Annotated in this window: 20 protein-coding genes; 14 read left to right on the plus strand and 6 right to left on the minus strand. The window is 71.5% G+C overall.

What is annotated here, in order from left to right; translation table 11 throughout:
* Positions 1 to 6: 6 nt before the first annotated feature.
* Positions 7 to 549, minus strand: a complete 543-nt coding sequence (locus IE172_RS08370) for a hypothetical protein (RefSeq protein WP_438817009.1) — start codon at positions 547 to 549, stop codon at positions 7 to 9.
* Positions 550 to 940: 391 nt separating this feature from the next.
* Here IE172_RS08370 and IE172_RS08375 point away from each other — a divergent pair, with 391 nt between their 5' ends.
* Complete coding sequence (locus IE172_RS08375; RefSeq protein ID WP_190096439.1) at positions 941 to 1,225, plus strand: DUF397 domain-containing protein; 285 nt, start codon at positions 941 to 943, stop codon at positions 1,223 to 1,225.
* An 87-nt stretch (positions 1,226 to 1,312) separates the two neighbouring features.
* Here the strand turns inward: IE172_RS08375 and IE172_RS08380 are convergent, their stop codons facing one another.
* Entirely contained in the window at positions 1,313 to 1,810 is a 498-nt protein-coding gene (locus IE172_RS08380; RefSeq protein WP_190096440.1) for an ATP-binding protein, read from the minus strand.
* A 374-nt stretch (positions 1,811 to 2,184) separates the two neighbouring features.
* On the opposite strand from IE172_RS08380, the gene IE172_RS08385 reads away from it, so the two are divergent.
* The 5 genes from IE172_RS08385 to IE172_RS08405 all read left to right on the plus strand — a co-directional run bounded on the left by IE172_RS08385 (position 2,185) and on the right by IE172_RS08405 (position 7,179).
* Positions 2,185 to 3,021 (plus strand): Sco1979 family transcriptional regulator, encoded by an 837-nt coding sequence (locus IE172_RS08385; RefSeq protein WP_494402818.1) that lies wholly within the window; start codon positions 2,185 to 2,187, stop codon positions 3,019 to 3,021.
* A gap of 124 nt (positions 3,022 to 3,145) precedes the next feature.
* Positions 3,146 to 4,606, plus strand: a complete 1,461-nt coding sequence (locus IE172_RS08390) for an aldehyde dehydrogenase family protein (protein WP_190096441.1) — start codon at positions 3,146 to 3,148, stop codon at positions 4,604 to 4,606.
* A gap of 120 nt (positions 4,607 to 4,726) precedes the next feature.
* Positions 4,727 to 5,368, plus strand: coding sequence for a PadR family transcriptional regulator (locus IE172_RS08395; RefSeq protein ID WP_190096442.1), 642 nt, complete (start codon positions 4,727 to 4,729; stop codon positions 5,366 to 5,368).
* A 75-nt stretch (positions 5,369 to 5,443) separates the two neighbouring features.
* Positions 5,444 to 6,415 (plus strand): ATP-binding cassette domain-containing protein, encoded by a 972-nt coding sequence (locus IE172_RS08400; RefSeq protein WP_190096443.1) that lies wholly within the window; start codon positions 5,444 to 5,446, stop codon positions 6,413 to 6,415.
* Positions 6,416 to 6,450: 35 nt separating this feature from the next.
* A complete protein-coding gene (locus tag IE172_RS08405; protein WP_190096519.1) occupies positions 6,451 to 7,179 on the plus strand; it encodes an ABC transporter permease in 729 nt (242 codons plus the stop codon).
* Positions 7,180 to 7,255: 76 nt separating this feature from the next.
* On the opposite strand, the gene gad is transcribed toward IE172_RS08405, so the two are convergent.
* Together gad and IE172_RS08415 are read right to left on the minus strand one after the other, a co-directional pair.
* Positions 7,256 to 8,665, minus strand: a complete 1,410-nt coding sequence (gene gad, locus IE172_RS08410) for a glutamate decarboxylase (protein ID WP_190096444.1) — start codon at positions 8,663 to 8,665, stop codon at positions 7,256 to 7,258.
* 58 nt (positions 8,666 to 8,723) lie between these two features.
* Entirely contained in the window at positions 8,724 to 10,010 is a 1,287-nt protein-coding gene (locus tag IE172_RS08415) for an ion channel protein (RefSeq protein WP_190096445.1), read from the minus strand.
* A gap of 100 nt (positions 10,011 to 10,110) precedes the next feature.
* Here IE172_RS08415 and IE172_RS08420 point away from each other — a divergent pair, with 100 nt between their 5' ends.
* Both IE172_RS08420 and IE172_RS08425 read left to right on the plus strand, forming a co-directional pair.
* Positions 10,111 to 10,872: a MerR family transcriptional regulator gene (locus IE172_RS08420; RefSeq protein ID WP_190096446.1), complete on the plus strand. Its 762-nt coding sequence runs from the start codon at positions 10,111 to 10,113 to the stop codon at positions 10,870 to 10,872.
* A gap of 190 nt (positions 10,873 to 11,062) precedes the next feature.
* Positions 11,063 to 11,962, plus strand: a complete 900-nt coding sequence (locus IE172_RS08425; RefSeq protein WP_190096447.1) for a DedA family protein — start codon at positions 11,063 to 11,065, stop codon at positions 11,960 to 11,962.
* 139 nt (positions 11,963 to 12,101) lie between these two features.
* Here IE172_RS08425 and IE172_RS08430 read toward each other — a convergent pair whose 3' ends face one another.
* The gene (locus tag IE172_RS08430; protein ID WP_190096448.1) at positions 12,102 to 13,802 is read right to left on the minus strand and encodes a threonine/serine exporter family protein; all 1,701 of its coding nucleotides are present in this window, start codon (positions 13,800 to 13,802) and stop codon (positions 12,102 to 12,104) included.
* A gap of 134 nt (positions 13,803 to 13,936) precedes the next feature.
* Positions 13,937 to 14,428 carry an inorganic diphosphatase gene (locus IE172_RS08435; protein ID WP_030828087.1) on the minus strand — a complete coding sequence of 164 codons (492 nt, stop codon included), beginning with the start codon at positions 14,426 to 14,428 and terminating at the stop codon, positions 13,937 to 13,939.
* A 79-nt stretch (positions 14,429 to 14,507) separates the two neighbouring features.
* Between IE172_RS08435 and dacB the strand changes: the two genes are divergently transcribed.
* The 6 genes from dacB (at position 14,508) to folE (ending at position 22,249) form a co-directional block, all read left to right on the plus strand.
* Positions 14,508 to 16,133: a D-alanyl-D-alanine carboxypeptidase/D-alanyl-D-alanine endopeptidase gene (gene dacB / locus IE172_RS08440; RefSeq protein WP_190096449.1), complete on the plus strand. Its 1,626-nt coding sequence runs from the start codon at positions 14,508 to 14,510 to the stop codon at positions 16,131 to 16,133.
* A 158-nt stretch (positions 16,134 to 16,291) separates the two neighbouring features.
* The gene (locus tag IE172_RS08445) at positions 16,292 to 17,425 is read left to right on the plus strand and encodes a zinc-dependent metalloprotease (RefSeq protein ID WP_190096450.1); all 1,134 of its coding nucleotides are present in this window, start codon (positions 16,292 to 16,294) and stop codon (positions 17,423 to 17,425) included.
* A gap of 193 nt (positions 17,426 to 17,618) precedes the next feature.
* Positions 17,619 to 18,644: a tRNA lysidine(34) synthetase TilS gene (gene tilS, locus IE172_RS08450; protein ID WP_190096451.1), complete on the plus strand. Its 1,026-nt coding sequence runs from the start codon at positions 17,619 to 17,621 to the stop codon at positions 18,642 to 18,644.
* Positions 18,645 to 18,712: 68 nt separating this feature from the next.
* Positions 18,713 to 19,273: a hypoxanthine phosphoribosyltransferase gene (hpt, locus tag IE172_RS08455; protein WP_190096520.1), complete on the plus strand. Its 561-nt coding sequence runs from the start codon at positions 18,713 to 18,715 to the stop codon at positions 19,271 to 19,273.
* A gap of 189 nt (positions 19,274 to 19,462) precedes the next feature.
* Complete coding sequence (gene ftsH / locus IE172_RS08460; protein ID WP_190096452.1) at positions 19,463 to 21,502, plus strand: ATP-dependent zinc metalloprotease FtsH; 2,040 nt, start codon at positions 19,463 to 19,465, stop codon at positions 21,500 to 21,502.
* Between the two features lie 141 nt (positions 21,503 to 21,643).
* The gene (folE, locus tag IE172_RS08465) at positions 21,644 to 22,249 is read left to right on the plus strand and encodes a GTP cyclohydrolase I FolE (RefSeq protein WP_190096453.1); all 606 of its coding nucleotides are present in this window, start codon (positions 21,644 to 21,646) and stop codon (positions 22,247 to 22,249) included.
* Positions 22,250 to 22,255: the final 6 nt, after the last annotated feature.

Below are 22,255 nucleotides of genomic sequence, written 5' to 3' on the forward strand. Positions count from 1 at the left end.
TGCCCCTCAGGAGGCCGGCCCGGCCGTCGGCAGCCCTGTCGGGAAGTCGCCGCCCTCGGCCTTGGTGTACGTCTCGGTGCCGAGAGCGCCTTCCCACGTGACCTTCAGGGAGGTCCCGTCGACCGAGTCGACCGTGCCGCTCGCCCGGTCCTCGGTGCCGTCGTCGCACTTCAGGCTGATCGACCGGCTCCCGCCGTCCTCGCGGGCGGAGCCGGTGCACAGGGTGCCGCCCGTCGCGAAGAGCGCCGCCTCCTCGCCGTTGACCATGAGGACCACGGCGGCCCCGCCGGCGGTGGTGAGCCAGCTGCCGTCCAGCCCGCCCGCCGGGGCCCCGCTCGCCCCGGGGTCCCCCGTGCCGCCGCCGGAGTCCGCGGACGCCGTGGCGGACGGGGTGGGGCTCGGCGTGCCGTCCGCGCCGTCGGAGCCGTCCCCGCCGCACGCCGTGAGGGTGAGCACGCCGGCCAGTCCCACGGCCACGGCGGCGGCCCGCACACGCCCCCGGGACGACCCGCGAGGTACGGGCGCGTGCGGTGCGGGTGCCTGGGTCACGGGATCCACCGAAGCGTCCAGAGCCTCCGAAGTCACTGCGAGCCCCCTGCCTGTTGCCGGCCCCGTCGGCCGGACGACCCGAGTCAGCTAACAGGAACCGTCCGCCCCCGGCCAGCCCCCCGTGACACACCTCGCACCCCGGTCGGCCCGTCTCACCAGAACGGCACACGAGGGAACACAAAAGCCCTGGGGTGCGTCTCTCCTACCGCGGGGATTCGGTAAAGCGTCCGTCAAAGCGGACACGGCACGACTGGCGACGCTGTAATCACAGGAACACCCCGCGTGCACGTGCATCTGCCCATGCATCTGCATTTGAACAAAGCTATGATCCCGGTCAGTTGACCACTGCATCAATGGCCACACCAGCCAGTGCACCAGCGGGGAGCGACCTGTGGACCACGACGTGTTCGACGGTGACGTGTACGACGGTGCCGGCGCGCCCGGCGTGCACAACGGCATGGCGGCCACCGGGCTGGACGGCGTGGCCTGGCAGAAGAGCCGGCACAGCAACTCGCAGGGATCGTGCGTGGAGTTTGCGCGGCTGCCCGGCGGCGAGGTGGCCGTGCGCAACTCCCGTTTCCCCGACGGTCCCGCGCTCGTCTACACCCGCGCGGAGATCGAGGCGATGCTGCTGGGCGTGAAGGACGGCGAGTTCGACCACCTGGTCGCCGGCTGACGCCCCCGGACGTGACCGCGGGGGCCCGGGGTGCCCGAGGTGCGGCGACGCGCGTAGAACCGCGGCGCCCGTGTGCGCGGCGCTTCGTCAGGCGCCGGGACAGGTGTCCCCGGCGGGCCGGGGGAGCCGGAACAGCGCCCACACCACCTTGCCGCTGAGCGCGCCCGCCATCGGGTGCCAGCCCCAGCTGTCGCTGAAGGAGTCGACCAGGAACAGCCCGCGGCCGGACTCGGCGGAGAAGTCGTCGGAGTCACGGGCGACGGGGCTGTCGTCGCTCGGGTCGCGCACCGCGCACACCAGCCGCGCGGTCCACCGCATCAGATGCAGCCGGACCGGCGGTTCCTGCGGCAGCTGCCGCGGGGCGCCGGGCGGCAGGGCGTGCCGCAGGGCGTTGGTGACCAGTTCGGAGACGACCAGGCAGACATCGTCGAAACGGTCGCCCAGGTCCCACTGGTCGAGCGTCTTGCGGGTGAAGTGCCGTGCGTCGCCGACCGCTTCGTACCGGGCGGGGAGGGCGCAGGAGGCGGCGTCGGAGGCGGCCGAGAGGTTCAGTGGCGGAAGGCCCTGCCGTAACGGCTCGAGCATGGTCGATCCATTCGTCCCCATGCGAGGCACTCCCGGGAATTCGCGGTCGTAGCGAGCGGCGGTGGTGCGGGGACCATGGTTTCGGATGCGCACAGCAGATGCAAGGGCAGATGCACGTGCAGCTGACCGAATTGGTCACGCCCGTACTGGTTTGTTGGCCAATTTTTCCGTCATCTTCCTGTCCTCTCCTGGCTGTTCTCTTGCTGTCCCGTTGCTCTTGCCTGCCCGATCCGTGATGCTTCCCGATCGGATCGCTCGGCTCGATTCCGTTTCCGTAACCGGACGAGTACTGCTCGAAGTGTTTTAGTGGCAGACTGCGGGCCTTGAAGACGTTGGGGAGGCTGGCGAACGTGAGCGCGGGAGAGCCGGGATCGGTGGTGCGGCGCATGCTGCTCGGATCACAACTCAGGCGACTGCGTGAGGCGCGGGGGATCACGCGCGAGGCGGCGGGCTACTCGATCCGCGCCTCCGAATCGAAGATCAGCCGGATGGAGCTGGGCCGGGTGAGCTTCAAGACCAGGGACGTCGAGGACCTGCTGACGCTGTACGGCATCACGGACGAGCAGGAGCGCACCTCGCTGATCTCCCTCGCCAAGGAGGCCAATGTCGCCGGCTGGTGGCACAGCTACTCGGACGTGCTGCCCAGCTGGTTCCCCACCTACGTGGGCCTGGAGGGCGCCGCCTCGCTGCTGCGCGCCTACGAGGTGCAGTTCGTGCACGGTCTGCTGCAGACCGAGGAGTACGCCCGCGCGGTGGTGCGGCGGGGCATGAAGAGCGCGAGCGACGCCGACGTGGAGCGGCGGGTGGCGCTGCGCCTGGAGCGGCAGAAGTACCTGGTGGCGGAGAACGCCCCGGAGTTCCACGTCGTCCTCGACGAGGCCGCCCTGCGCCGGCCCTACGGTGACCGCGGGGTGATGCGCGGCCAGCTCCAGCACCTCATCGAGATCTCCGAGCGGCCCAACGTGCGGCTGCAGGTCGTCCCGTTCAGCCTCGGCGGCCACTCCGGCGAGTCGGGCTCGTTCACCATCCTCAGCTTCCCCGAGTCCGATCTGTCGGACGTCGTGTACATGGAGCAGCTGACCAGCGCGCTGTACCTCGACAAGGCCGAGGACGTGGGCCAGTACGAGAAGGCGCTGAAGGAGCTCCAGCACGACAGTCCGGGCCCCTCGGAGAGCCGGGACCTGCTGCGGGGACTGCTGCAGCTCTCCTGAGGGAGAACCCGGGAGAACGCGGGAGAACGCCCAACTCCGTTGAAACACAAGTACGATGACGCGTGATCACACCGTGGAGAGCTGATCAGTGCTCTGCTGACGCAGCGAGGGATCGAGGGATCACATGTCGCCGTACTTCACCGACCTGGCTCAGCAGTACATCGACGGCGAGTGGCGCCCGGGCTCCGGTTCCTGGGACATCATCGACTTCAACCCCTACGACGACGAGAAGCTCGCGTCGATCACCATAGCCACGGTCGACGAGGTCGATCAGGCCTACCGTGCGGCGGCCCGCGCGCAGAAGCAGTGGGCGGCGACCAACCCGTACGCCCGCCGCGCGGTGTTCGAGAAGGCGCTCGGGCTGGTGGAGGAGCGCGAGGAGGAGATCGCCGAGGCGATCGTCGCCGAGCTCGGCGGCACGCGGCTGAAGGCCGCCTTCGAGCTGCACCTCGCCAAGGAGTTCCTGCGCGAGGCGGTCCACCTCGCGCTCGCCCCCGAGGGCCGCATCATCCCCTCGCCGGTGGACGGCAAGGAGAACCGCGTCTACCGCGTGCCCGTGGGTGTCGTGGGTGTGATCAGCCCCTTCAACTTCCCGTTCCTGCTGTCGCTGAAGTCGGTCGCGCCCGCGCTCGCGCTCGGCAACGGCGTGGTGCTCAAGCCGCACCAGAACACCCCGATCGTCGGCGGCGCGCTGGTCGCGAAGATCTTCGAGGACGCGGGCCTGCCCGGCGGCCTGCTGAACGTGCTGATCACCGACATCGCGGAGATCGGCGACGCGTTCCTGGAGCACCCGATCCCGAAGGTCATCTCCTTCACCGGCTCCGACCAGGTCGGCCGTCACGTGGCGACCGTCTGCGCCTCCCTCTTCAAGCGCGCCGTCCTCGAACTCGGCGGCAACAGCGCCCTGGTGGTCCTCGACGACGCCGACCTCGACTACGCGGTGGACGCGGCCGTGTTCAGCCGGTTCGTCCACCAGGGCCAGGTTTGCATGGCCGCCAACCGGGTGCTGGTCGACCGCGCGGTGGCCGAGGAGTTCACGGAGAAGTTCGCCGCCAAGGTCAGGTCCCTGAAGGCCGGCGACCCGCGTGACCCGGAGACCGTCATCGGCCCGGTGATCAACTCCCGGCAGGCGGACGCCCTCTCGGCCGTCGTCGAGCAGGCGCTCGCCGAGGGCGCCACCGCCCTGGTGCGGGGCGGGCGCACCGACAACCTGGTCGAGCCGACCGTGCTGACCGGGCTGCCCGCGGACTCCGCCCTGCTGCGGCAGGAGGTCTTCGGGCCCGTCGCCTTCCTCGTGCCGTTCGACGGCGAGGAGGAGGCCGTGCGCATCGTCAACGACAGCCCGTACGGGCTGAGCGGAGCCGTGCACACGGGGAACATCGAGCGGGGCGTGCACTTCGCCAAGCGGATCGACACCGGCATGTTCCACGTGAACGACGGCACCGTGCACGACGAGCCGATCGTCCCCTTCGGCGGCGAGAAGCACTCCGGCATCGGCCGTCTGAACGGCGACACGATGCTGGACGCGTTCACCACGACGAAGTGGATCTCGGTCCAGCACGGCCGCAGCGGCTTCCCCTTCTGAGCGCCGACGGCGAAGGACGCCGGGTACCGGGAGCACGGAACGCCGCGCGGCGGGCGGCCCGTGGGTGAGGGAGCGGGGCAGCTCCCCGGGCGGGAAGCGGTGCGGCCTACTCTGGACCGCATGTCAGTGATCCGTCTCCTGGTGCTCGGCGCGGTGCGCCAGCACGGCCGGGCCCACGGCTACCAGGTGCGCAACGACCTGGAGTACTGGGGCGCGCACGAGTGGTCCAACGCCAAGCCCGGTTCGATCTACCACGCGCTGAAGCAGATGGCGAAGCAGGGCCTGCTGCACGCGCACGAGATCGCCCCGTCCACGGCCGGCGGCCCGCCGCGCACGGAGTACGAGATCACCGAGCAGGGGACGCGGGAGTACTTCCGGATGCTGCGGGAGTCCCTGACCTCCTACGACCAGAAGCCGGACGTCCTCTCGGCCGGGCTCGGCCTCATGGTCGACCTGCCGCGCGAGGAGGCGCTGGCCCTGCTGGAGCAGCGGCTGCGGTCCATCGGGGAGTGGCGCAGGGCGGTCACCGAGTACTACGTGCCCGAGGAGGGGCCGGCGCAGCTCGGCCACATCGGGGAGATCATGGACTTCTGGGTCCACTCCGCGGACACCGGCGCCGACTGGACCCGCCGCCTCATCGCGCGCATCCGGGACGGTGCCTACACCTTCGCCGGTGAGGGCGAGCCGTTCGTGGGCGTCCTGGGCGAGGGCGAGGAGAATCCGTACGCCACGGGGGAGCGGCATCCCGGGGACACCCGGTAATCAAGTTTGACGAGATGGCTTCGCGGGTACTACCGTCCGAGCTGGTAGTCAAGTTTGACTAGCGAGGGAGGTCCCTTGACCGACGCGGCGATCACCGTCGAGGACGTACGCAAGACCTACGGCGGAGGCGGCGGCACCAACAGACCCGCACTGGACGGGCTCGACCTCACGGTCGCGCGCGGCACGGTGCACGCGGTGCTCGGGCCGAACGGCGCGGGCAAAACCACCCTGGTGAGGATCCTCGCCACCCTGCTCCGGCCCGACGCGGGCCGGGTCGAGGTGGCGGGATGCGACGTGGTGCGCGAGGCCTACGCCGTACGGCTGCGCATCGGCCTGCTCGGCCAGCACGCGGCGCTCGACGAGGAACTCGGCGGCCGGCAGAACCTGGAACTGTTCGGCCGCCTGTACCACCTGGGCGCGCGGCGCGCCCGCGCGCGGGCCGGTGAACTGCTGGAGCGCTTCGAACTCGCCGACACCGGACACAAGGCGGTGAAGCAGTACAGCGGCGGCATGCGGCGCCGCCTCGACCTCGCCGCCTCCCTGATCACCGAACCGGAGGTGCTCTTCCTCGACGAACCCACCACCGGCCTCGATCCGCGCGGCCGCGCGGAGGTGTGGGAGTCGGTCCGCTCCCTGGTCGGCGGCGGCACGACGGTCCTGCTCACCACCCAGTACCTGGAGGAGGCCGACCAGCTCGCCGACCGCATCAGTCTGGTGGACGCGGGACGGGTCGTCGCCGACGGCACGGCGGACGAGCTCAAGGCGGCCACCGGCGGCGACCGCATCGACATCGTCCTGCGCGACGCCGGACAGCTGGGCGCAGCCGTCGCCCTGCTGCCCGTACCGAAGGACACGGTGAGCGTGGACACCGACCGGCGGCTGCTCAGCGCCCCGGTCACCGACCGCATGGCGGCCCTGGCCGGGGTGGTGCGCGCGCTGGAGGAGGCGGGCGTCGAGGCCGAGGACATCTCCCTGCGCAGGCCCACCCTCGACGAGGTGTTCCTGCGCCTGACCGGGCACGACGACCGGGTGAAGGAGGCCGCGTGACCGCCGCGACGTACGCCCTGACCGACTCCTGGACCATGACCCGCCGGGAACTCGCCCGCTGGAAACGGCAGCCGGTCGCCGTGCTGGTGGGCCTGGTCTTCCCGGTGATGCTGCTGCTGATGTTCGGCTACCTGGTCGGCGGCGGCCGGGGCGTGAGCGGCGACTACCTCGGCTTCCTGGTCCCCGGCATGCTCGCGCTCACCATGGCCTTCGGCCTGGAGGGCACGATGCTCGCGGTCACCCAGGACCTCAACAAGGGCGTCATCGACCGCTTCCGCTCCATGCCGATGGCCAACGGCGCCGTCCTGGTCGGCCGTTCCGCGGCCGACATGCTCCAGTCGGCCCTCGGCCTGGCCGTGCTCCTCGCCGTCGCCGCCGCGCTCGGCTGGCGCCCCCACGGCGGCGCGGCCGGTCTCCTCGGCGCCGTGGGGCTGCTGCTGCTCTTCCGGTTCGCGATGCTGTGGATCGGCATCCACCTGGCGCTGGTGGCCGGGAAGCCGGAGCTGGTCCAGGCCGTGCAGATCCTGGTCTGGCCGGTCGGCTTCCTGTCCAACGCCTTCGCCGACCCCGGCTCCATGCCGGACTGGCTCGGCACGGTCGTCCAGTGGAACCCCATGTCCCACACCGCCACGGCCGTGCGCGACCTGTTCGGCGGCCCCGGCGGGGAACCGGGGCACGTGGGGGCGGCCGTGCTGTGGCCGCTGGCCCTGCTCGCGGTGTTCCTCCCGCTGGCGGTACGGCGGTTCGCGCGGCTCAGCCGGTAGGGCCCAGGGGTGTCCGACACATGCCCGCGACGCCGCGGGCATGTGTCGGACACCCCCTAGTGGTGGAACCCGGTCCCTAGTGGTGGAACCCGGTGGCCGCGTTCCTGTCCTCGGTGAGGGGGCGCGGCTGCCGGCGCAGGTCGGGCAGCGCCCGGGCCAGGTCCTCGGCGAACACGTCCGCGAGGTCCTCGGAGAAGCCGTTGCGGCACACCACGCGCAGCACCGACAGGTCCTGGCGGTTCGCCGGGAAGGTGTACGCGGGCACCAGCCAGCCGCTCTCCCGCATCCGCCGGGACACGTCGAACACGTCGTACGCCGTCACGTCGGGCGCGGTCGTGAACGCGAAGACGGGCAGTTCGTCGCCCCGGGTGAGCAGGCGGAAGTCGTCCAGCGCCCCGATCCGCGCGGACAGTCCCGTCGCCACGTCCCGGGCGGCCTGCTGCACCGCGCGGTAGCCGTCCCGGCCCAGCCGCAGGAACGTGTAGTACTGCGCCACGACCTGCGCGCCCGGGCGGGAGAAGTTCAGCGCGAAGGTCGGCATGTCGCCGCCCAGGTAGTTCACCCGGAAGACCAGTTCCTCCGGCAGCGTCCGCGCGTCCCGCCACAGCACCCAGCCGACACCCGGGTACACCAGCCCGTACTTGTGCCCGGAGGTGTTGACCGAGGCCACCCGCGGGAGCCGGAAGTCCCACACCAGGTCCTCGTCGAGGAAGGGCGCCACCATCGCGCCGGACGCCCCGTCGACGTGCACCGGGACGTCCAGGCCGGTGCGCTCCTGGAGCCGGTCCAGCGCGGCGCACACATCCGCGATCGGCTCGTAGGACCCGTCGAAGGTGGATCCCATGATGCCGACGACGCCGATGGTGTTCTCGTCGCACAGTTCGGCGGCGGCGGCCGGGTCGAGGTGGAACCGGTCGCCGTCCATGGGCACCTGACGGGGCTCCACCTCCCAGAAGGTGCAGAACTTGTCCCAGCAGACCTGGACGTTGACCCCCATGACGAGGTTCGGCCGGGCGTCCGCCGACGGGTAGCGGTCGGCGTTGCGGTGCATCCAGCGCCGCTTCATCGCCATCCCGGCGAGCATGCACGCCTCGCTCGAACCGGTCGTCGAACAGCCCACGGCCGACGACGGGTCCGGCGCGTTCCACAGGTCGGCGAGCATCGCCACGCAGCGCCGCTCCAGCTCGGCCGTGCGCGGGTACTCGTCCTTGTCGATCATGTTCTTGTCCCGGCACTCCGCCATCAGGACCCCGGCCTGGGGTTCCATCCAGGTGGTGACGAAGGTGGCCAGGTTCAGCCGGGCGTTGCCGTCGAGCATCAGCTCGTCGTGGACGAGCTGGTACGCCGTCGAGGGCGCCATGGGACCGTCGGGCAGGCGGTGCTTGGGCGGCGCCGCGAGCATGTCCCCGACCGGGTTGGCCGGTCCCACGAAGGGATTGACGGACAGGGGGCGCTCTTCGTGCTGTGTGCCTTTGTGCAGCGGCATGGGGTGCCTCCGTGAGGGTCGGTGGCCCGGGGGGCCGGGGCGGGTCGGGGTTCGCGGGTCATCGGATCGCCGTCCCGTCCTCCCGCAGCTGCAGGCGCGGGCGGCCCGTGACCAGCAGCCAGGCGGGCAGGGAGGCGATGCACAGCAGGGCGAGGATCGAGGGGGAGTCGACCAGGACGGCGGCGACGAACAGGCTCACCCAGCCCTGCCGGGTGACGGCCAGCAGGATCCCCAGCACGGCCGCCGACACACCCACCGCCGGCTGTACGGCGGGCATCAGCGCGTGCGCGCACAGCCCGAGCGCCGTACCGACGAACACCGAGGGGAAGATCCGGCCGCCCCGGAAGCCGCAGCAGGTGGCGACCAGCATCGCGGCCAGCTTCACCACCGTCATCGTGGCGAACTCACCCGCCGTCCAGCCGTCGGGGTCGCGCGCCAGCTCCCCGATCTCCTCCAGCCCTTTGAAGAGGGTCACCTGCCCGCCCCAGGCGGCCAGGGCGCCCAGCACCACCCCGCCGGCCGGGAGCATCAGCATCGGGTGCCGCAGCCGGGCGAAGGCCCGGTGGACATGGGGGAAGGCGTACACCGCGCACATGCCGAGCGCCGCGCCCACCGAGGCCACCACCAGTGACGCCAGCAGGTCGCCCCAGTCGGGCCGGCCGAGCGGCGGCAGGTGGAGATCGAAGCTCGGCTCGGACACCAGCGCGGTGGTGAGCGCGCCCGCTCCGGCGGCCGCCAGCGGCGCGAACAGGGTGTCCCACAGCTGCCCCTTGATCCGCTGCCCGGCCAGCGCCTCCGAGATGACGAGCGCGGCGGCGACGGGCGTACCGAACAGCGCGCCGATCGTCCCGGCCTCCGCCAGCGCCACCCAGCCGCTCTCCCGGGTCCGGGGGAAGGCCCGCAGGCCCGCCCAGACCGCGAGGGAGACGTTCACGGCGATGATCGGGTTCTCCGGACCCAGGCTGGGCCCGCCGGCCAGGACCAGCGCCGTCACCAGCAGCAGCCCCGGCAGCACCGTGAGCGGGAGCACCCGCGCGTCGAGTCCGGTGGTCGCCGGATCCGGGCCCGCGTGGCCCGGCACCTTCCACACCACGAGCCCGACGGCGACGCCGGTGGCGACGAGCATCGCGAACATCCACAGCACGGAGTACCTGCCGACGCCGAGGGCGTCCGGCACCGTCTCCCACAGGACGTCCTGCAACTCCCCGGCGGCGGTACTGACCCCCAGCAGGGTCAGACTCGTCACCACGCCCACGAGCAGTGCGGGCACGAGGGTCGGCAGGAGCGTGCGTGCCGCGGCCGCAGGGGCGGCGGAGGGTGCCGGCTGTGCGCTGTCCTGGGCCACGCGCACACGATAAACGGACGAGACGGACAAATCGGGAACCGGCTTGCACCTCACGCGACGTCAGGACCCAGGCTGGAGCGCGGAACGGAAAGGAGCGGAAGTGAGCTACTCCGTGGGACAGGTGGCCGGCTTCGCCGGCGTCACGGTGCGCACCCTGCACCACTACGACGGCATCGGCCTGCTCGCGCCCAGCGGGCGCAGCCACGCCGGTCACCGGCGCTACAGCGACGCCGACCTCGACCGGCTGCAGCAGATCCTGTTCTACCGCGCGCTCGGCTTCCCCCTCGAGGAGGTCGCCGTACTGCTCGACGACCCGGACGCGGACCCGCGCGCGCACCTGCGCCGCCAGCACGACCTGCTGACCGCCCGGATCGAGACGCTGCGGAAGATGGCGGCGGCCGTGGAACACGCGATGGAGGCACGCACGATGGGAATCAACCTCACCCCGGAGGAGAAGTTCGAGGTCTTCGGGGACTTCGACCCCGACGAGCACACGGAGGAGGTCCGGCAGCGGTGGGGCGACACCGACGCCTACCGCCAGTCGAGGGAGCGGACCGCCTCCTACACCAAGGAGGACTGGCAGCGGATCCAGGACGAGGCCGACGAGCTCACCCGGCGCTTCGTCGCCCTGATGGAGGCGGGTGAACCGGCGGACTCCGGGGCGGCGATGGACACCGCCGAGGACCACCGTCTGGGCATCGCCCGCAACCACTACGACTGCGGCCACGAGATGCACGCCTGCCTCGGTGAGATGTACGTCGGCGACGAACGTTTCACGCGGAACATCGACCGGGCGAAGCCCGGTCTCGCCGCCTACATGCGCGACGCGATCGTCGCCAACGCCGCCCGGCACTCCGCCTGAGCGGTCGTGGCCCGGCCGGGTTCCGGGCCACGACCAGCGGTGATCACCCGCAGTGGCGGATCACGGCTTTCTCCCGGGCGGGACACGGTGCATCCTGGTACCCCCCGCGGAACCTGGGCTTCGACGGCTGCGTTCATAATTTGGGCAGTCAGCCCAGCCCGTACCTCCCCAGTGCAGGAGCCACATCCCCGTGACCACGCTTGCGCTCGGCCCTGAGTGGCTGAGCCCGGACTACCTGATCGAGACCTTCAGCCTTCCCGGCATCCTGCTGATCGTCTTCGCGGAGTCCGGACTCTTCGCGTTCCTGCCCGGTGACTCCCTGCTGTTCACGGCGGGGCTCTTCGTGGCCGAGGGCAACTACATCAGTCAGCCGCTGTGGCTGGTGTGCACCCTGATCGTGCTGGCCGCCGTCATAGGCGACCAGGTCGGGTACATGATCGGCAAGTTCCTCGGGCCGAAGCTGTTCAACCGGCCCAACTCCAAGCTCTTCAAGCAGGAGAACCTGGAGAAGGCGCACGAGTTCATGGAGAAGTACGGCCCCAAGGCGATCGTCCTGGCCCGCTTCGTCCCGATCGTGCGCACCTTCGCCCCCATCACCGCCGGTGCGGGCCGCATGCGGTACCGCACGTTCCTCACGTACAACATCATCGGCGGTGTCGCCTGGGGCTGCGGTGTCACCGTCGCGGGCTACTGGCTCGGGCAGATCGCGTTCATCAAGACGAACATCGAGGCGATCATCGTCCTGATCGTCATCCTCTCCGTGGTGCCGATCATCATCGAGTACGTGCGCGAGCGCGGGAAGAAGAAGCGCGCCGCCGCCGAGGCACCGGCCGCCGCCCCGGCCGCCCCGCAGTACCCGCAGGCCCCGGTGGCCCCGCTCATGGACGACGCCACCACCCAGCTGCGCCGCATCCCCCCGGCCGCCCCGCAGCAGCCCCAGCAGCAGCACTACGGCCACCAGGGCGGCTACCCGCAGCAGCAGGCCCCGCAGCAGCAGCCGTACGGCCGGCAGGACGGCCACCCCCAGCAGCAGCCGTACGGCAACGACCAGCACTACAACCAGCAGCAGCCCTACAACGGCGGCTACTGAAACGCCCACCGGGGCGCGGGGCGGTGCCGACGGTGTGCGGCTCCGCCCCGCGGGCGCGACAGGCCTGCGCGGGCGCGACAGGCCCCGCCGGCCGGCAGCCGCCCGAGCCGTACCGTGACCGCCGCCGGACGGTGCCGCCTCAGAATCCCCGCGTCCGCTTGGCCGCCCGGCGCTTCTCCGGGGAACCGATCCGCAGGAACATGCGGGAGATCTCCGACCCGAGGTTCACCCCGATCGCGATGGCCATGGCCAGGGCCACGGCCTTGGTGAGGGACGCCAGCCCGTCGGTGACCTCGTTCTGGGCGATGCCCAGCAGACCGAAGTACGTGGCGGAACCCGGCAGCAGCGGCCCGATCGCCGCCGTGGTGTACGGCAGCGCGGACGCGAACCGGTAGCGGGCGAGCAACTGCCCGAACAGGCCCACCACACCGGCCGCGACCGCCGTCGACGCCACGGGGGAGATGCCGCCCGTGACGTTCAGCGCCCCGAACACCACCCAGGCGATCCCGCCGTTCAGGGTCGCCATCAGCACGGTGGACCGCTCCTGCTGGAGCAGCACCGCGAAGGCCAGGGACAGCGCCATCGACGCGGCGATCTGCAGCACCGGCCGCGGATCGCCGCCGAGCGCCGCGTCCGGGTTCAGCTTCGCGCCGAGCTGCACGCCGAAGTACAGCACCGTCAGCACCCCGGCCACGATGCCCACGAAGAAGTACAGGACCTCCAGCAGGCGTGCCGACGCGGTGATGTAGAAGCCGGTCAGACCGTCCTGCACGCCCGCCACCAGCGCCCGCCCCGGCAGCAGCGCGAACAGCCCACCGGTGATCACCGCGGACGCCTTCACGTCCACGTGCGCCACGGTGAGCGCCACCCCGATGGCGGCCGGCGGCGTGGCGGCCACCGTGAACTGGTAGAACTCCGGCAGTCCGCGCCCCGCGCACAGCCAGGCCAGCCGGTCACCGAGCATCGCGCCGATCGCGGCGGCCACGAACACCAGGACGCCACCGCCGACCAGCACCGAGGCGGAGCCGGCGAGCAGTCCGCTCGCCGCGGTCAGCGCCCAGCCGGAGTACGGGTGCCGGTTGCGGCGGATCTCCGCCAGCCGCCGGTAGGCCTCCTCCAGGGACACATGGGTCTCGTCGTCGCTGAGGTCGTCCACCAGCTGGTATACGGCCGCCAGCCGGGTGTAGTCGGGGCTGCGCCGCCGCACGGTGCGGGACGCGGTCACGGGGTCGTCGACCAGCGACGGCTGGTAGGAGATCGCCAGCAGGGTGAAGGTGACGTTGGGCTCGCAGCGGTCCAGGCCGTAGGAGCGGCACACGGCGAACATCGCCGCCTCCACGTCCTCGGCGCCCTCACCGCCCGCCAGCAGCAACTCCCCGATCCGCAGGGTCAGGTCGAGCACACGCGGCACGGCGGGCCCGGCGTCGTCGTGCCGCTGGAGCGGCTCCGGCGCCGGCCGCTCGGTCACCGGCATGCGCAGCATCGTGCGCATCCGGTCCTGCCACGGCACGTCCCGGGTGAGACTGACGGCCGGTACGCCGTTCGGCGGGGTGAACGCCGGCGGCGGCTGCTTCGCGCTGTAGGTACTGGGCCGGTTGAACGCCGACCCCTCCGACTCGGCCGACTGCGGCGGCGCGACGTCCAGGCCGTCCGGCACGGCGAACTCGGACGTCGTCTCCGACTCCGTACCCGACGGCCTGGAGACGGCCAGACCCTCGGGAACGGCGAACTCGGACGTCGTCGACGCGTCGGGCTCGGCCGGCGCCGCCACCCCGGAGGGCGGCAGGAACCCGCTCCTCGCCTCGTCCGACTGCGGCTTGCGGTCCTCCGCGTCCGTCACGTGCCCTTCGCTCCTCGTACGACACCGTCCGTGATCGTTCCAAGCCTGCCCCGTAGGGCCTCAGTATGCGCACACACGACAAAACGGGCCGCACGCACGCGCGCGGCCCGTTCTGCGTCCTGCAGCGGGAGGGCTCAGTGGCCGCCCGTCTCCTTGAAACGCTTGTAGGACCGCTCGATCTCGGCCTCGGCGTCCACCCGGCCGACCCAGTTGGCGCCCTCGACGGACTTGCCCGGCTCCAGGTCCTTGTAGACCTCGAAGAAGTGCTGGATCTCCAGGCGGTCGAACTCCGACACGTGGTGGATGTCGCGCAGGTGCTCCACCCGCGGGTCCGTCGACGGGACGCACAGCAGCTTGTCGTCGCCGCCGGCCTCGTCCGTCATGCGGAACATGCCGATCGCGCGGCAGCGGATCAGGCAGCCCGGGAACGTCGGCTCGTCCAGGATGACCAGCGCGTCCAGCGGGTCGCCGTCCTCGCCGAGGGTGTTCTCGACGAAGCCGTAGTCGGTCGGGTAGGCGGTCGAGGTGAAGAGCCGACGGTCCAGCCGGATCCGACCCGTCTCGTGGTCCACCTCGTACTTGTTCCGCGAACCCTTCGGGATCTCGATCGTGACGTCGAACTCCACCGGACGCTCCTCCATGATCAGCACATAGTTCTGGTGATTAAGTGTCCCTCACGCAGGTGTGTGATCGCGAAAGGGGCTGGTGGTCGTGCCAGAGCTGAGGCCTTGGCGGGCCGCGAGACCGCACGTCGTGCGGATCGCGGGCGCCGTACGGCCGCGTCTCACCCGGGCCGCGGAGACCGTGCGGCCACGTCTGGCGCGCGTCGCCGCGGCCGTCGGGCCACGGTTCGCGCGGCCGGACCGGCCGGGATCACCGCGGGTCCCGCGGGTCGCGCGGCCGAAGACCTGGCAGTTCACCGCGACCGCCGCCACCGCCGGTCTGGCGCTGGCCGCGGGTGTGGTGACCGCCGCCGGTCCCTGGGACTCCTCGGGCCAGCGTACGGCGGAGCGGGACCGCGCCGTGGCCCTCCAGGCCTCGCGTGGCACAGATCACGGCACCGGCCGGGCCGGCGCCGGGACGCCGCCCCGCGGGCCGCAGGCCGCCCCGCCGGCCCCGTCCGTGCTCACCGCCCTCGGGGGCACCGCCACCGCGGCGCGGTCGGCGCCCGCCGCCAAGACCCTCACCGGCATCCTCGACCCGCTCCTGAAGAACCCGGCGCTGGGCCGCCGCTCCGCCGCCGTGATCGACGTGGCCACCGGCGAACGGCTCTACGCCACCGGTTCGGCGGACGCGCTGACCCCCGCTTCCACCACGAAGATCGCCACCGCCGTCGCCGCGCTCTCCGCGATGGGCGCCGACCACCGCCTCACCACCCGCGCGGTGTACGAACCCGACACCGGGGAGGTCGTCCTGGTCGGCGGCGGTGACCCCACGCTCACCGCCCGCAAGGACGCCCGGGACTCCGCCAGCCTGCGCGACCTCGCCGCACGGAGCGCGGCCGCCCTCGCCAAGCGCGGGGTCCGCGAGGTGACGCTGTCCTACGACACGACCCTCTACAAGGGCGGTACGAGGCACCCGATCGGCGTCAATCCCAACCTCGCCGCCGTCACGCCGCTGATGGTCGACGAGGCCCGCACCGACGACTCCTCCAGCGGACCCGCGCCGCGGGTCCCTGACCCGGCCGCCGACGCCGCGCGGAAGTTCGGCGACCTGCTGAAGGAACACGGCATCAAGGCGACGCCCCCCGGCCCGTCGAAGTCCACCACCCGGGCCACGACCCTCGCCACCGTCTCCTCGCCCCCGCTCGCCTCCCTCGTCGAGCGGATGCTGACCCACAGCGACAACGACCTCGCCGAGGCCCTGGCCCGGCACACCGCCCTCGCCACCGGCAGGCCCGCCGACTTCGCCGGCGGCGGAGCGGCGATCACCGCCCGCCTGAAGCAGCTCGGCCTCCCCGTGAAGGGCGCCGACGTCAAGGACGGCAGCGGCCTCGACCGGCGCGACAAGCTCACCGCCGACCTGCTCACCGCCCTGCTCGCCAAGGCCGGCGACCCCGCCCACCCCGAGCTGCGCCCCGCCCTGACCGGCCTGCCCGTCGCCGGTTTCACCGGCACCCTCGCGGGCCGCTACGGCGACGGCGCGGCCGGTGTCGTCCGCGCCAAGACGGGGACGCTCACCGGGGTGAACAGCCTCGCCGGCACCGTCGTCGACAAGGACGGCCGGCTGCTGGCCTTCGCCTTCCTGGCCAACGGCACCACCGGCCAGGCCCCGGCCCAGACCGCCCTCGACAAGGCCACCACCGCCCTGGCCGCCTGCGGCTGCCGCTGACCTCGAAAGGGGCGCGGGGAACCGCGCGAACGGAGCCCCGTGGCCGGGAAGGGCCGGAGCGGCGAGGGCTGGGAAAGCCGGGAGCCCGACAGCTTGCGCGCGGGCGCCGCCACCTCGCCGCCCTGCCCCAACCCGCAGCACTCACGTACCGTTGACGCATGACGAGCATCGGTGGTGCCGCTTCTTCCGGGATGGTCGACTGGAACCTCGCGGTCGCGACCGCGACCCGCCTCATGAGGCCGGGCCCCGACGTGAGCCGCGACGAGGCCCGGGCCGTCGTCGCGGAACTGCGCCGGCACGCGCAGGCCTCGGAGGAGCACGTGCGCGGCTTCACCGGTCTGGGCACCGAGGAGACCCACGACACGCCCCTCCTCGTCGTCGACCGCCCCGGCTGGGTCCGGGCCAACGTCGCCGGCTTCCGCGAACTGCTCAGGCCGCTCCTCGACAAGATGCAGGAACGCCGCGGCACCGGCCCCGGCAACGCGGTCCTCGGCGCCGTCGGCGGCAAGGTCACCGGCGTCGAACTGGGCATGCTGCTGTCCTTCCTCGCCTCCCGCGTCCTCGGCCAGTACGAGACCTTCGCCCCCGCCACCCGCGACCTCCCGGCCGGGGCGAACGGCGGCGGCCGGCTGCTGCTCGTCGCCCCCAACATCGTCCACGTCGAACGCGAACTCGACGTCGAGCCGCACGACTTCCGCCTGTGGGTGACCCTCCACGAGGAGACCCACCGCACCCAGTTCACCGCCGTCCCCTGGCTGCGGGACCACCTCGAGGGCGAGATCCAGTCGTTCCTGGAGGAGACCGACGTCGACCCCATGACCGTCCTCGAACGTGTCCGCGAGGCCGCGCAGTCGCTCGCCGGCGGGCGGCCCGAGGGCGAGGAGGGCGACGAGGGGCGCTCCCTCGTCGAGGTCGTGCAGACGCCCGCGCAGCGCGAGATCCTCGGCCGGCTCACCGCCGTCATGTCGCTGCTGGAGGGCCACGCCGACTTCGTGATGGACGGCGTCGGCCCCGAGGTCGTGCCGAGCGTCGCCGAGATCCGCGAGAAGTTCCAGCAGCGCCGCGCCAAGGGCGCCTCCCGCCTCGACATGGCCCTGCGCAAGCTGCTCGGCCTGGACGCCAAGCTCCGGCAGTACCGCGACGGCGAACGCTTCGTGCGCGCCGTCGTCGACGAGGTCGGCATGGACGGCTTCAACCGGGTGTGGACCTCGCCCAACACCCTCCCCACCAAGGCGGAGATCGCCAAACCGGCGGACTGGGTCACGCGGGTGCACCGCAAACCGGAGGCGTGAGCCCCGCGCATCCGCCGTGCGAGGTTTCCGGCCGACGGCAGACGGGCGCCCCACCAATCACCCGTCCGAGGGACCGTGGGTCCTGGGCAGGCGTGCAATGCTCGGAGAACGGCCCGGTTCTGTCACCATCTACACACTCTGAGTGACCGGACCTCGGGCTCACCCCCCGAAAACTTCATGAAGGGAACCGGACATGGGTCCCCATCCTGCGGTCGCGGCGATACGCCTGGCGGTCCGCCGCGTCCTGACCGACATCCTCGACGACCACGGCCGAACCCCCGGCCAGATCCCGCACGAGCGGCCCTCCTCCCCGCTGGTGCTCGTGGCCTGCTCCGGCGGCGCCGACTCCATGGCGCTCGCCTCCGCCCTCGCCTTCGAAGCCCCCCGGCTCGGCCTGCGCGCCGGCGGCGTCACCGTCGACCACGGCCTCCAGGCCGGCTCCGACCTGCGTGCCGCCGACGTCGTCGTGCGCCTGCGGGAACTCGGCCTCGACCCCGTGGAGTCCGTCGCCGTCACCGTCGGCCGAGGCGGGGGCCCCGAGGCCGCCGCCCGGGACGCCCGCTACGCCGCCCTGGACACCGCCGCCGAACGGCACGGCGCCACCGCCGTCCTGCTCGGCCACACCCGCGACGACCAGGCCGAGACCGTCCTGCTCGGCCTCGCCCGCGGCTCCGGCATCCGCTCCCTGTCCGGAATGGCCGCGGTCTCGGGGGCCGACGGCCGTTACCGGCGCCCCTTCCTCCAGCTCGACCGGCAGACCGCCCGCACGGCCTGCATGGTCCAGTCCCTGCCCGTCTGGGACGACCCGCACAACGCCGACCCCGCCTACACCCGCTCCCGGCTCCGCCACGAGGGCCTGCCCGCCCTGGAGAAGGCCCTCGGCAAGGGCGTCGTCGAAGCCCTCGCCCGTACGGCCCAGCTCTCCCGGGACGACGCGGACGCCCTCGACGCGTGGGCCGGCCGCGCCGAAGCCGGCGTGCGCGACGCCGACGGCCGCCTGGAGTGCGCCGCGCTGCACGCCCTGCCGCCCGCCGTGCGCCGCCGTGTGCTGCGCCGCGCCGCCATCGAGGCCGGCGCACCGGCCGGTTCGCTGTTCGCCCGGCACATCGAGGAGGTCGACCGGCTGATCACCGGCTGGCGCGGTCAGGGGGCCATCAATCTCCCCGGCCGGGTCGTCGCCCGCCGGCAGGGTGGCAGACTGGTGATTCGGCAGGGCTGAATCCGGACCCCACCGACCCCTGCGAGCCGCGGGGCGGACCGGACCGGCCGGTGGGACGACCGAAAGTGATGCGGGTGGACGCGAACGACATGGGTGCCGACCTCGAGAAGGTACTCATCACCAAGGAAGAGATCGACGCCAAGCTGGCGGAGCTTGCCGCGAAGATCGACGCGGAGTACGCGGGCAAGGACCTGCTGATCGTCGGCGTGCTCAAGGGCGCGGTGATGGTGATGGCCGACCTCGCGCGGGCGCTGTCCACCCCGGTCACCATGGACTGGATGGCCGTCTCGTCCTACGGGGCGGGCACCCAGTCCTCCGGTGTGGTGCGGATCCTCAAGGACCTCGACACCGACATCAAGGGCCGGCACGTCCTGATCGTCGAGGACATCATCGACTCCGGACTGACCCTGTCCTGGCTGATCTCCAACCTCGGCTCGCGCGAGCCCGCCTCCCTCAAGGTGTGCACGCTGCTGCGCAAGCCCGAGGCCGCCAAGGTCGCCATCGACGTGGAATGGGCGGGATTCGACATTCCCAACGAGTTCGTCGTCGGTTACGGCCTCGATTACGCCGAGAAGTACCGCAACCTTCCGTTCGTCGGTACGCTCGCCCCCCACGTCTACGGCGGCTGAACGCCGGGGCCCGGCCCGCCGTACGGTGATCGGGAACCCCGGCGGGCTCCGCGGCGTTGGAGCATGCGTGGACGCGAATGCCGGCCGTCCCCCGCAGCTTCGGGGGGCCATGCTGGGGTACCGTCCGAAGAACAGTCTTTTATCAAACTCACTATGGCAGGAGGGACGGGGCGGCACCGCTCCGTATGGATGGACGTGAAGCGATACTTCCGTGGGCCGGTCATGTGGATCGTGCTGGCCGTCCTCGCCGTGGTCGTGTTGATGCAGGTCGTCGGCTCGTCCGGCGGCTACAAGACAGTGGACACCGGCCAGGTCGTCCAGGCGATCAATGAGAACAAGGTCGAGTCGGCCAAGCTGACCACCGGCGACGAGCAGATGATCAAGGTCGAGCTCAAGGACGGCCAGAAGGTCAAGGACAGCTCGAAGATCCAGGCGAGTTACATCGGTGACCAGGGCGTCACCATCGCCAACACGCTGCAGGACAAGTTCCAGAACAAGCAGATCCCGGACGGCTACACGGTCTCTCCGTCGAAGCAGAACCCGTTCGTGAGCATTCTGCTGTCGCTGCTGCCGTTCGTCCTCATCGTCGTGGTCTTCCTGTTCCTGATGAATCAGATGCAGGGCGGCGGCTCCCGCGTCATGCAGTTCGGCAAGTCCAAGGCGAAGCTCATCACCAAGGACACCCCGAAGACGACCTTCGCCGATGTCGCGGGCTCCGAGGAGGCCGTCGAGGAGCTCCACGAGATCAAGGAATTCCTCCAGGAGCCGGCGAAGTTCCAGGCCGTCGGCGCCAAGATCCCCAAGGGCGTGCTGCTCTACGGTCCGCCCGGTACGGGCAAGACCCTGCTCGCGCGTGCCGTCGCGGGCGAGGCCGGTGTGCCGTTCTACTCGATCTCCGGTTCCGACTTCGTCGAGATGTTCGTCGGTGTCGGTGCCTCCCGGGTCCGTGACCTGTTCGAGCAGGCCAAGGCCAACGCGCCGGCGATCGTCTTCGTCGACGAGATCGACGCGGTCGGCCGCCACCGCGGCGCCGGCCTCGGCGGCGGTCACGACGAGCGCGAGCAGACCCTCAACCAGCTCCTCGTCGAGATGGACGGCTTCGACGTCAAGGGCGGCGTGATCCTCATCGCCGCGACGAACCGGCCCGACATCCTCGACCCGGCCCTGCTGCGGCCCGGCCGCTTCGACCGCCAGATCGCGGTCGACCGCCCGGACATGCAGGGGCGCCTCGAGATCCTCAAGGTGCACCAGAAGGGCAAGCCGGTCGCCCCGGACGTCGACCTGTCGGCCGTCGCCCGCCGCACCCCCGGCATGACCGGTGCCGACCTGGCCAACGTGCTGAACGAGGCGGCGCTGCTGACCGCGCGCAGCGATCAGAAGCTGATCGACAACCACATGCTGGACGAGGCGATCGACCGTGTGGTGGCGGGCCCGCAGAAGCGGACCCGGATCATGTCGGACAAGGAGAAGAAGATCACCGCGTACCACGAGGGCGGTCACGCCCTGGTCGCGGCGGCCTCACCGAACTCCGATCCCGTCCACAAGATCACCATCCTCTCCAGAGGCCGTGCCCTCGGCTACACCATGGTCCTGCCGGACGAGGACAAGTACTCCACCACGCGCAACGAGATGCTGGACCAGCTCGCCTACATGCTGGGCGGCCGCGCGGCGGAGGAGCTCGTCTTCCACGACCCGACCACCGGTGCCGCCAACGACATCGAGAAGGCCACCGGTCTGGCCCGTGCCATGGTCACGCAGTACGGCATGACCGAGCGGCTCGGCGCGATCAAGTTCGGCGGTGACAACACCGAGCCGTTCCTCGGCCGTGAGATGGCTCACCAGCGGGACTACTCGGAAGAGGTCGCCGCGCTGGTCGACGAAGAGGTCAAGAAGCTCATCGAGACCGCGCACAACGAGGCGTGGGAGATCCTGGTCGAGAACCGCGACGTCCTCGACAACCTGGTCCTGGCCCTCCTGGAGCGGGAGACGCTGGGCAAGGAGGAGATCGCCGAGATCTTCGCGCCGATCGTCAAGCGCCCGCCCAGGCCCGCCTGGACCGGCTCCTCGCGGCGCACGCCGTCCACCCGCCCGCCGGTCCTCTCCCCCAAGGAGCTGGCCCTGACCAACGGGGCGAACGGCGCGACGCCGGCCATCAGCACCATCAAGAGCACCGCGGCGGAGCCCGCCCCGGCGCCCGAGCGGACTCCGGAGGAGCGCCCCGAGGGCTGATCCGAGGCCCCCTCGGCGCCCCACCGGGCCCGGAATGGATGCCGCGTCCCCCAGGTTCTAGCCTGGGGGACGCGGCTTTTTGCGTACCCGCAGTTGAGACGCGTGCCCGGCGCGCGAGAAGGCACAGGAACGAGGCACTCCATGACCGACCCCGTGACGCTGGACGGCATAGCCCCCGTCGGCGAGTTCGACGAGAAGCGGGCCCAGAACGCCGTGCGCGAGCTGCTGATCGCGGTCGGCGAGGACCCGGACCGGGAGGGCCTGCGGGAGACCCCGGCACGGGTGGCGCGGGCGTACCGGGAGATCTTCGCGGGGCTCTGGCAGAAGCCCGAGGACGTCCTGACCACGACGTTCGACCTCGGTCACGACGAGATGGTGCTCGTGAAGGACATCGAGGTCCTGAGCCACTGCGAGCACCATCTGGTGCCGTTCGTCGGCGTCGCCCACGTCGGCTACATCCCGTCGGTCGACGGCAAGATCACGGGCCTGTCGAAGCTGGCACGGCTCGTGGACGTCTACGCACGGCGCCCGCAGGTGCAGGAACGGCTCACCACTCAGGTGGCCGACTCCCTGATGGAGATCCTGGAGCCGCGCGGAGTGATCGTCGTCGTCGAGTGCGAGCACATGTGCATGTCGATGCGCGGGGTGCGGAAGCCGGGGGCGAAGACCATCACGTCGGCCGTGCGGGGACAGCTGCGTGACCCCGCCACCCGGAACGAGGCGATGAGCCTGATCATGGCGCGCTGAGCCGCG

Origin of the sequence: Streptomyces griseoflavus, assembly GCF_014649995.1 — a bacterium.
In the GTDB taxonomy this organism is placed as follows: domain Bacteria; phylum Actinomycetota; class Actinomycetes; order Streptomycetales; family Streptomycetaceae; genus Streptomyces; species Streptomyces griseoflavus.

Bases quoted from the DNA above. Each gene is read 5' to 3' on its own strand.
- hpt (WP_190096520.1), top strand. From the start codon at position 18,713: ATGCGGGTGGACGCGAACGACATGGGTGCCGACCTCGAGAAGGTACTC.
- ftsH (WP_190096452.1), top strand. From the start codon at position 19,463: ATGGACGTGAAGCGATACTTCCGTGGGCCGGTCATGTGGATCGTGCTG.
- IE172_RS08405 (WP_190096519.1), top strand. From the start codon at position 6,451: ATGACCCGCCGGGAACTCGCCCGCTGGAAACGGCAGCCGGTCGCCGTG.
- IE172_RS08390 (WP_190096441.1), top strand. From the start codon at position 3,146: ATGTCGCCGTACTTCACCGACCTGGCTCAGCAGTACATCGACGGCGAG.
- folE (WP_190096453.1), top strand. From the start codon at position 21,644: ATGACCGACCCCGTGACGCTGGACGGCATAGCCCCCGTCGGCGAGTTC.
- tilS (WP_190096451.1), top strand. From the start codon at position 17,619: ATGGGTCCCCATCCTGCGGTCGCGGCGATACGCCTGGCGGTCCGCCGC.
- gad (WP_190096444.1), bottom strand. From the start codon at position 8,665: ATGCCGCTGCACAAAGGCACACAGCACGAAGAGCGCCCCCTGTCCGTC.
- IE172_RS08380 (WP_190096440.1), bottom strand. From the start codon at position 1,810: ATGCTCGAGCCGTTACGGCAGGGCCTTCCGCCACTGAACCTCTCGGCC.
- IE172_RS08445 (WP_190096450.1), top strand. From the start codon at position 16,292: ATGACGAGCATCGGTGGTGCCGCTTCTTCCGGGATGGTCGACTGGAAC.
- IE172_RS08395 (WP_190096442.1), top strand. From the start codon at position 4,727: ATGTCAGTGATCCGTCTCCTGGTGCTCGGCGCGGTGCGCCAGCACGGC.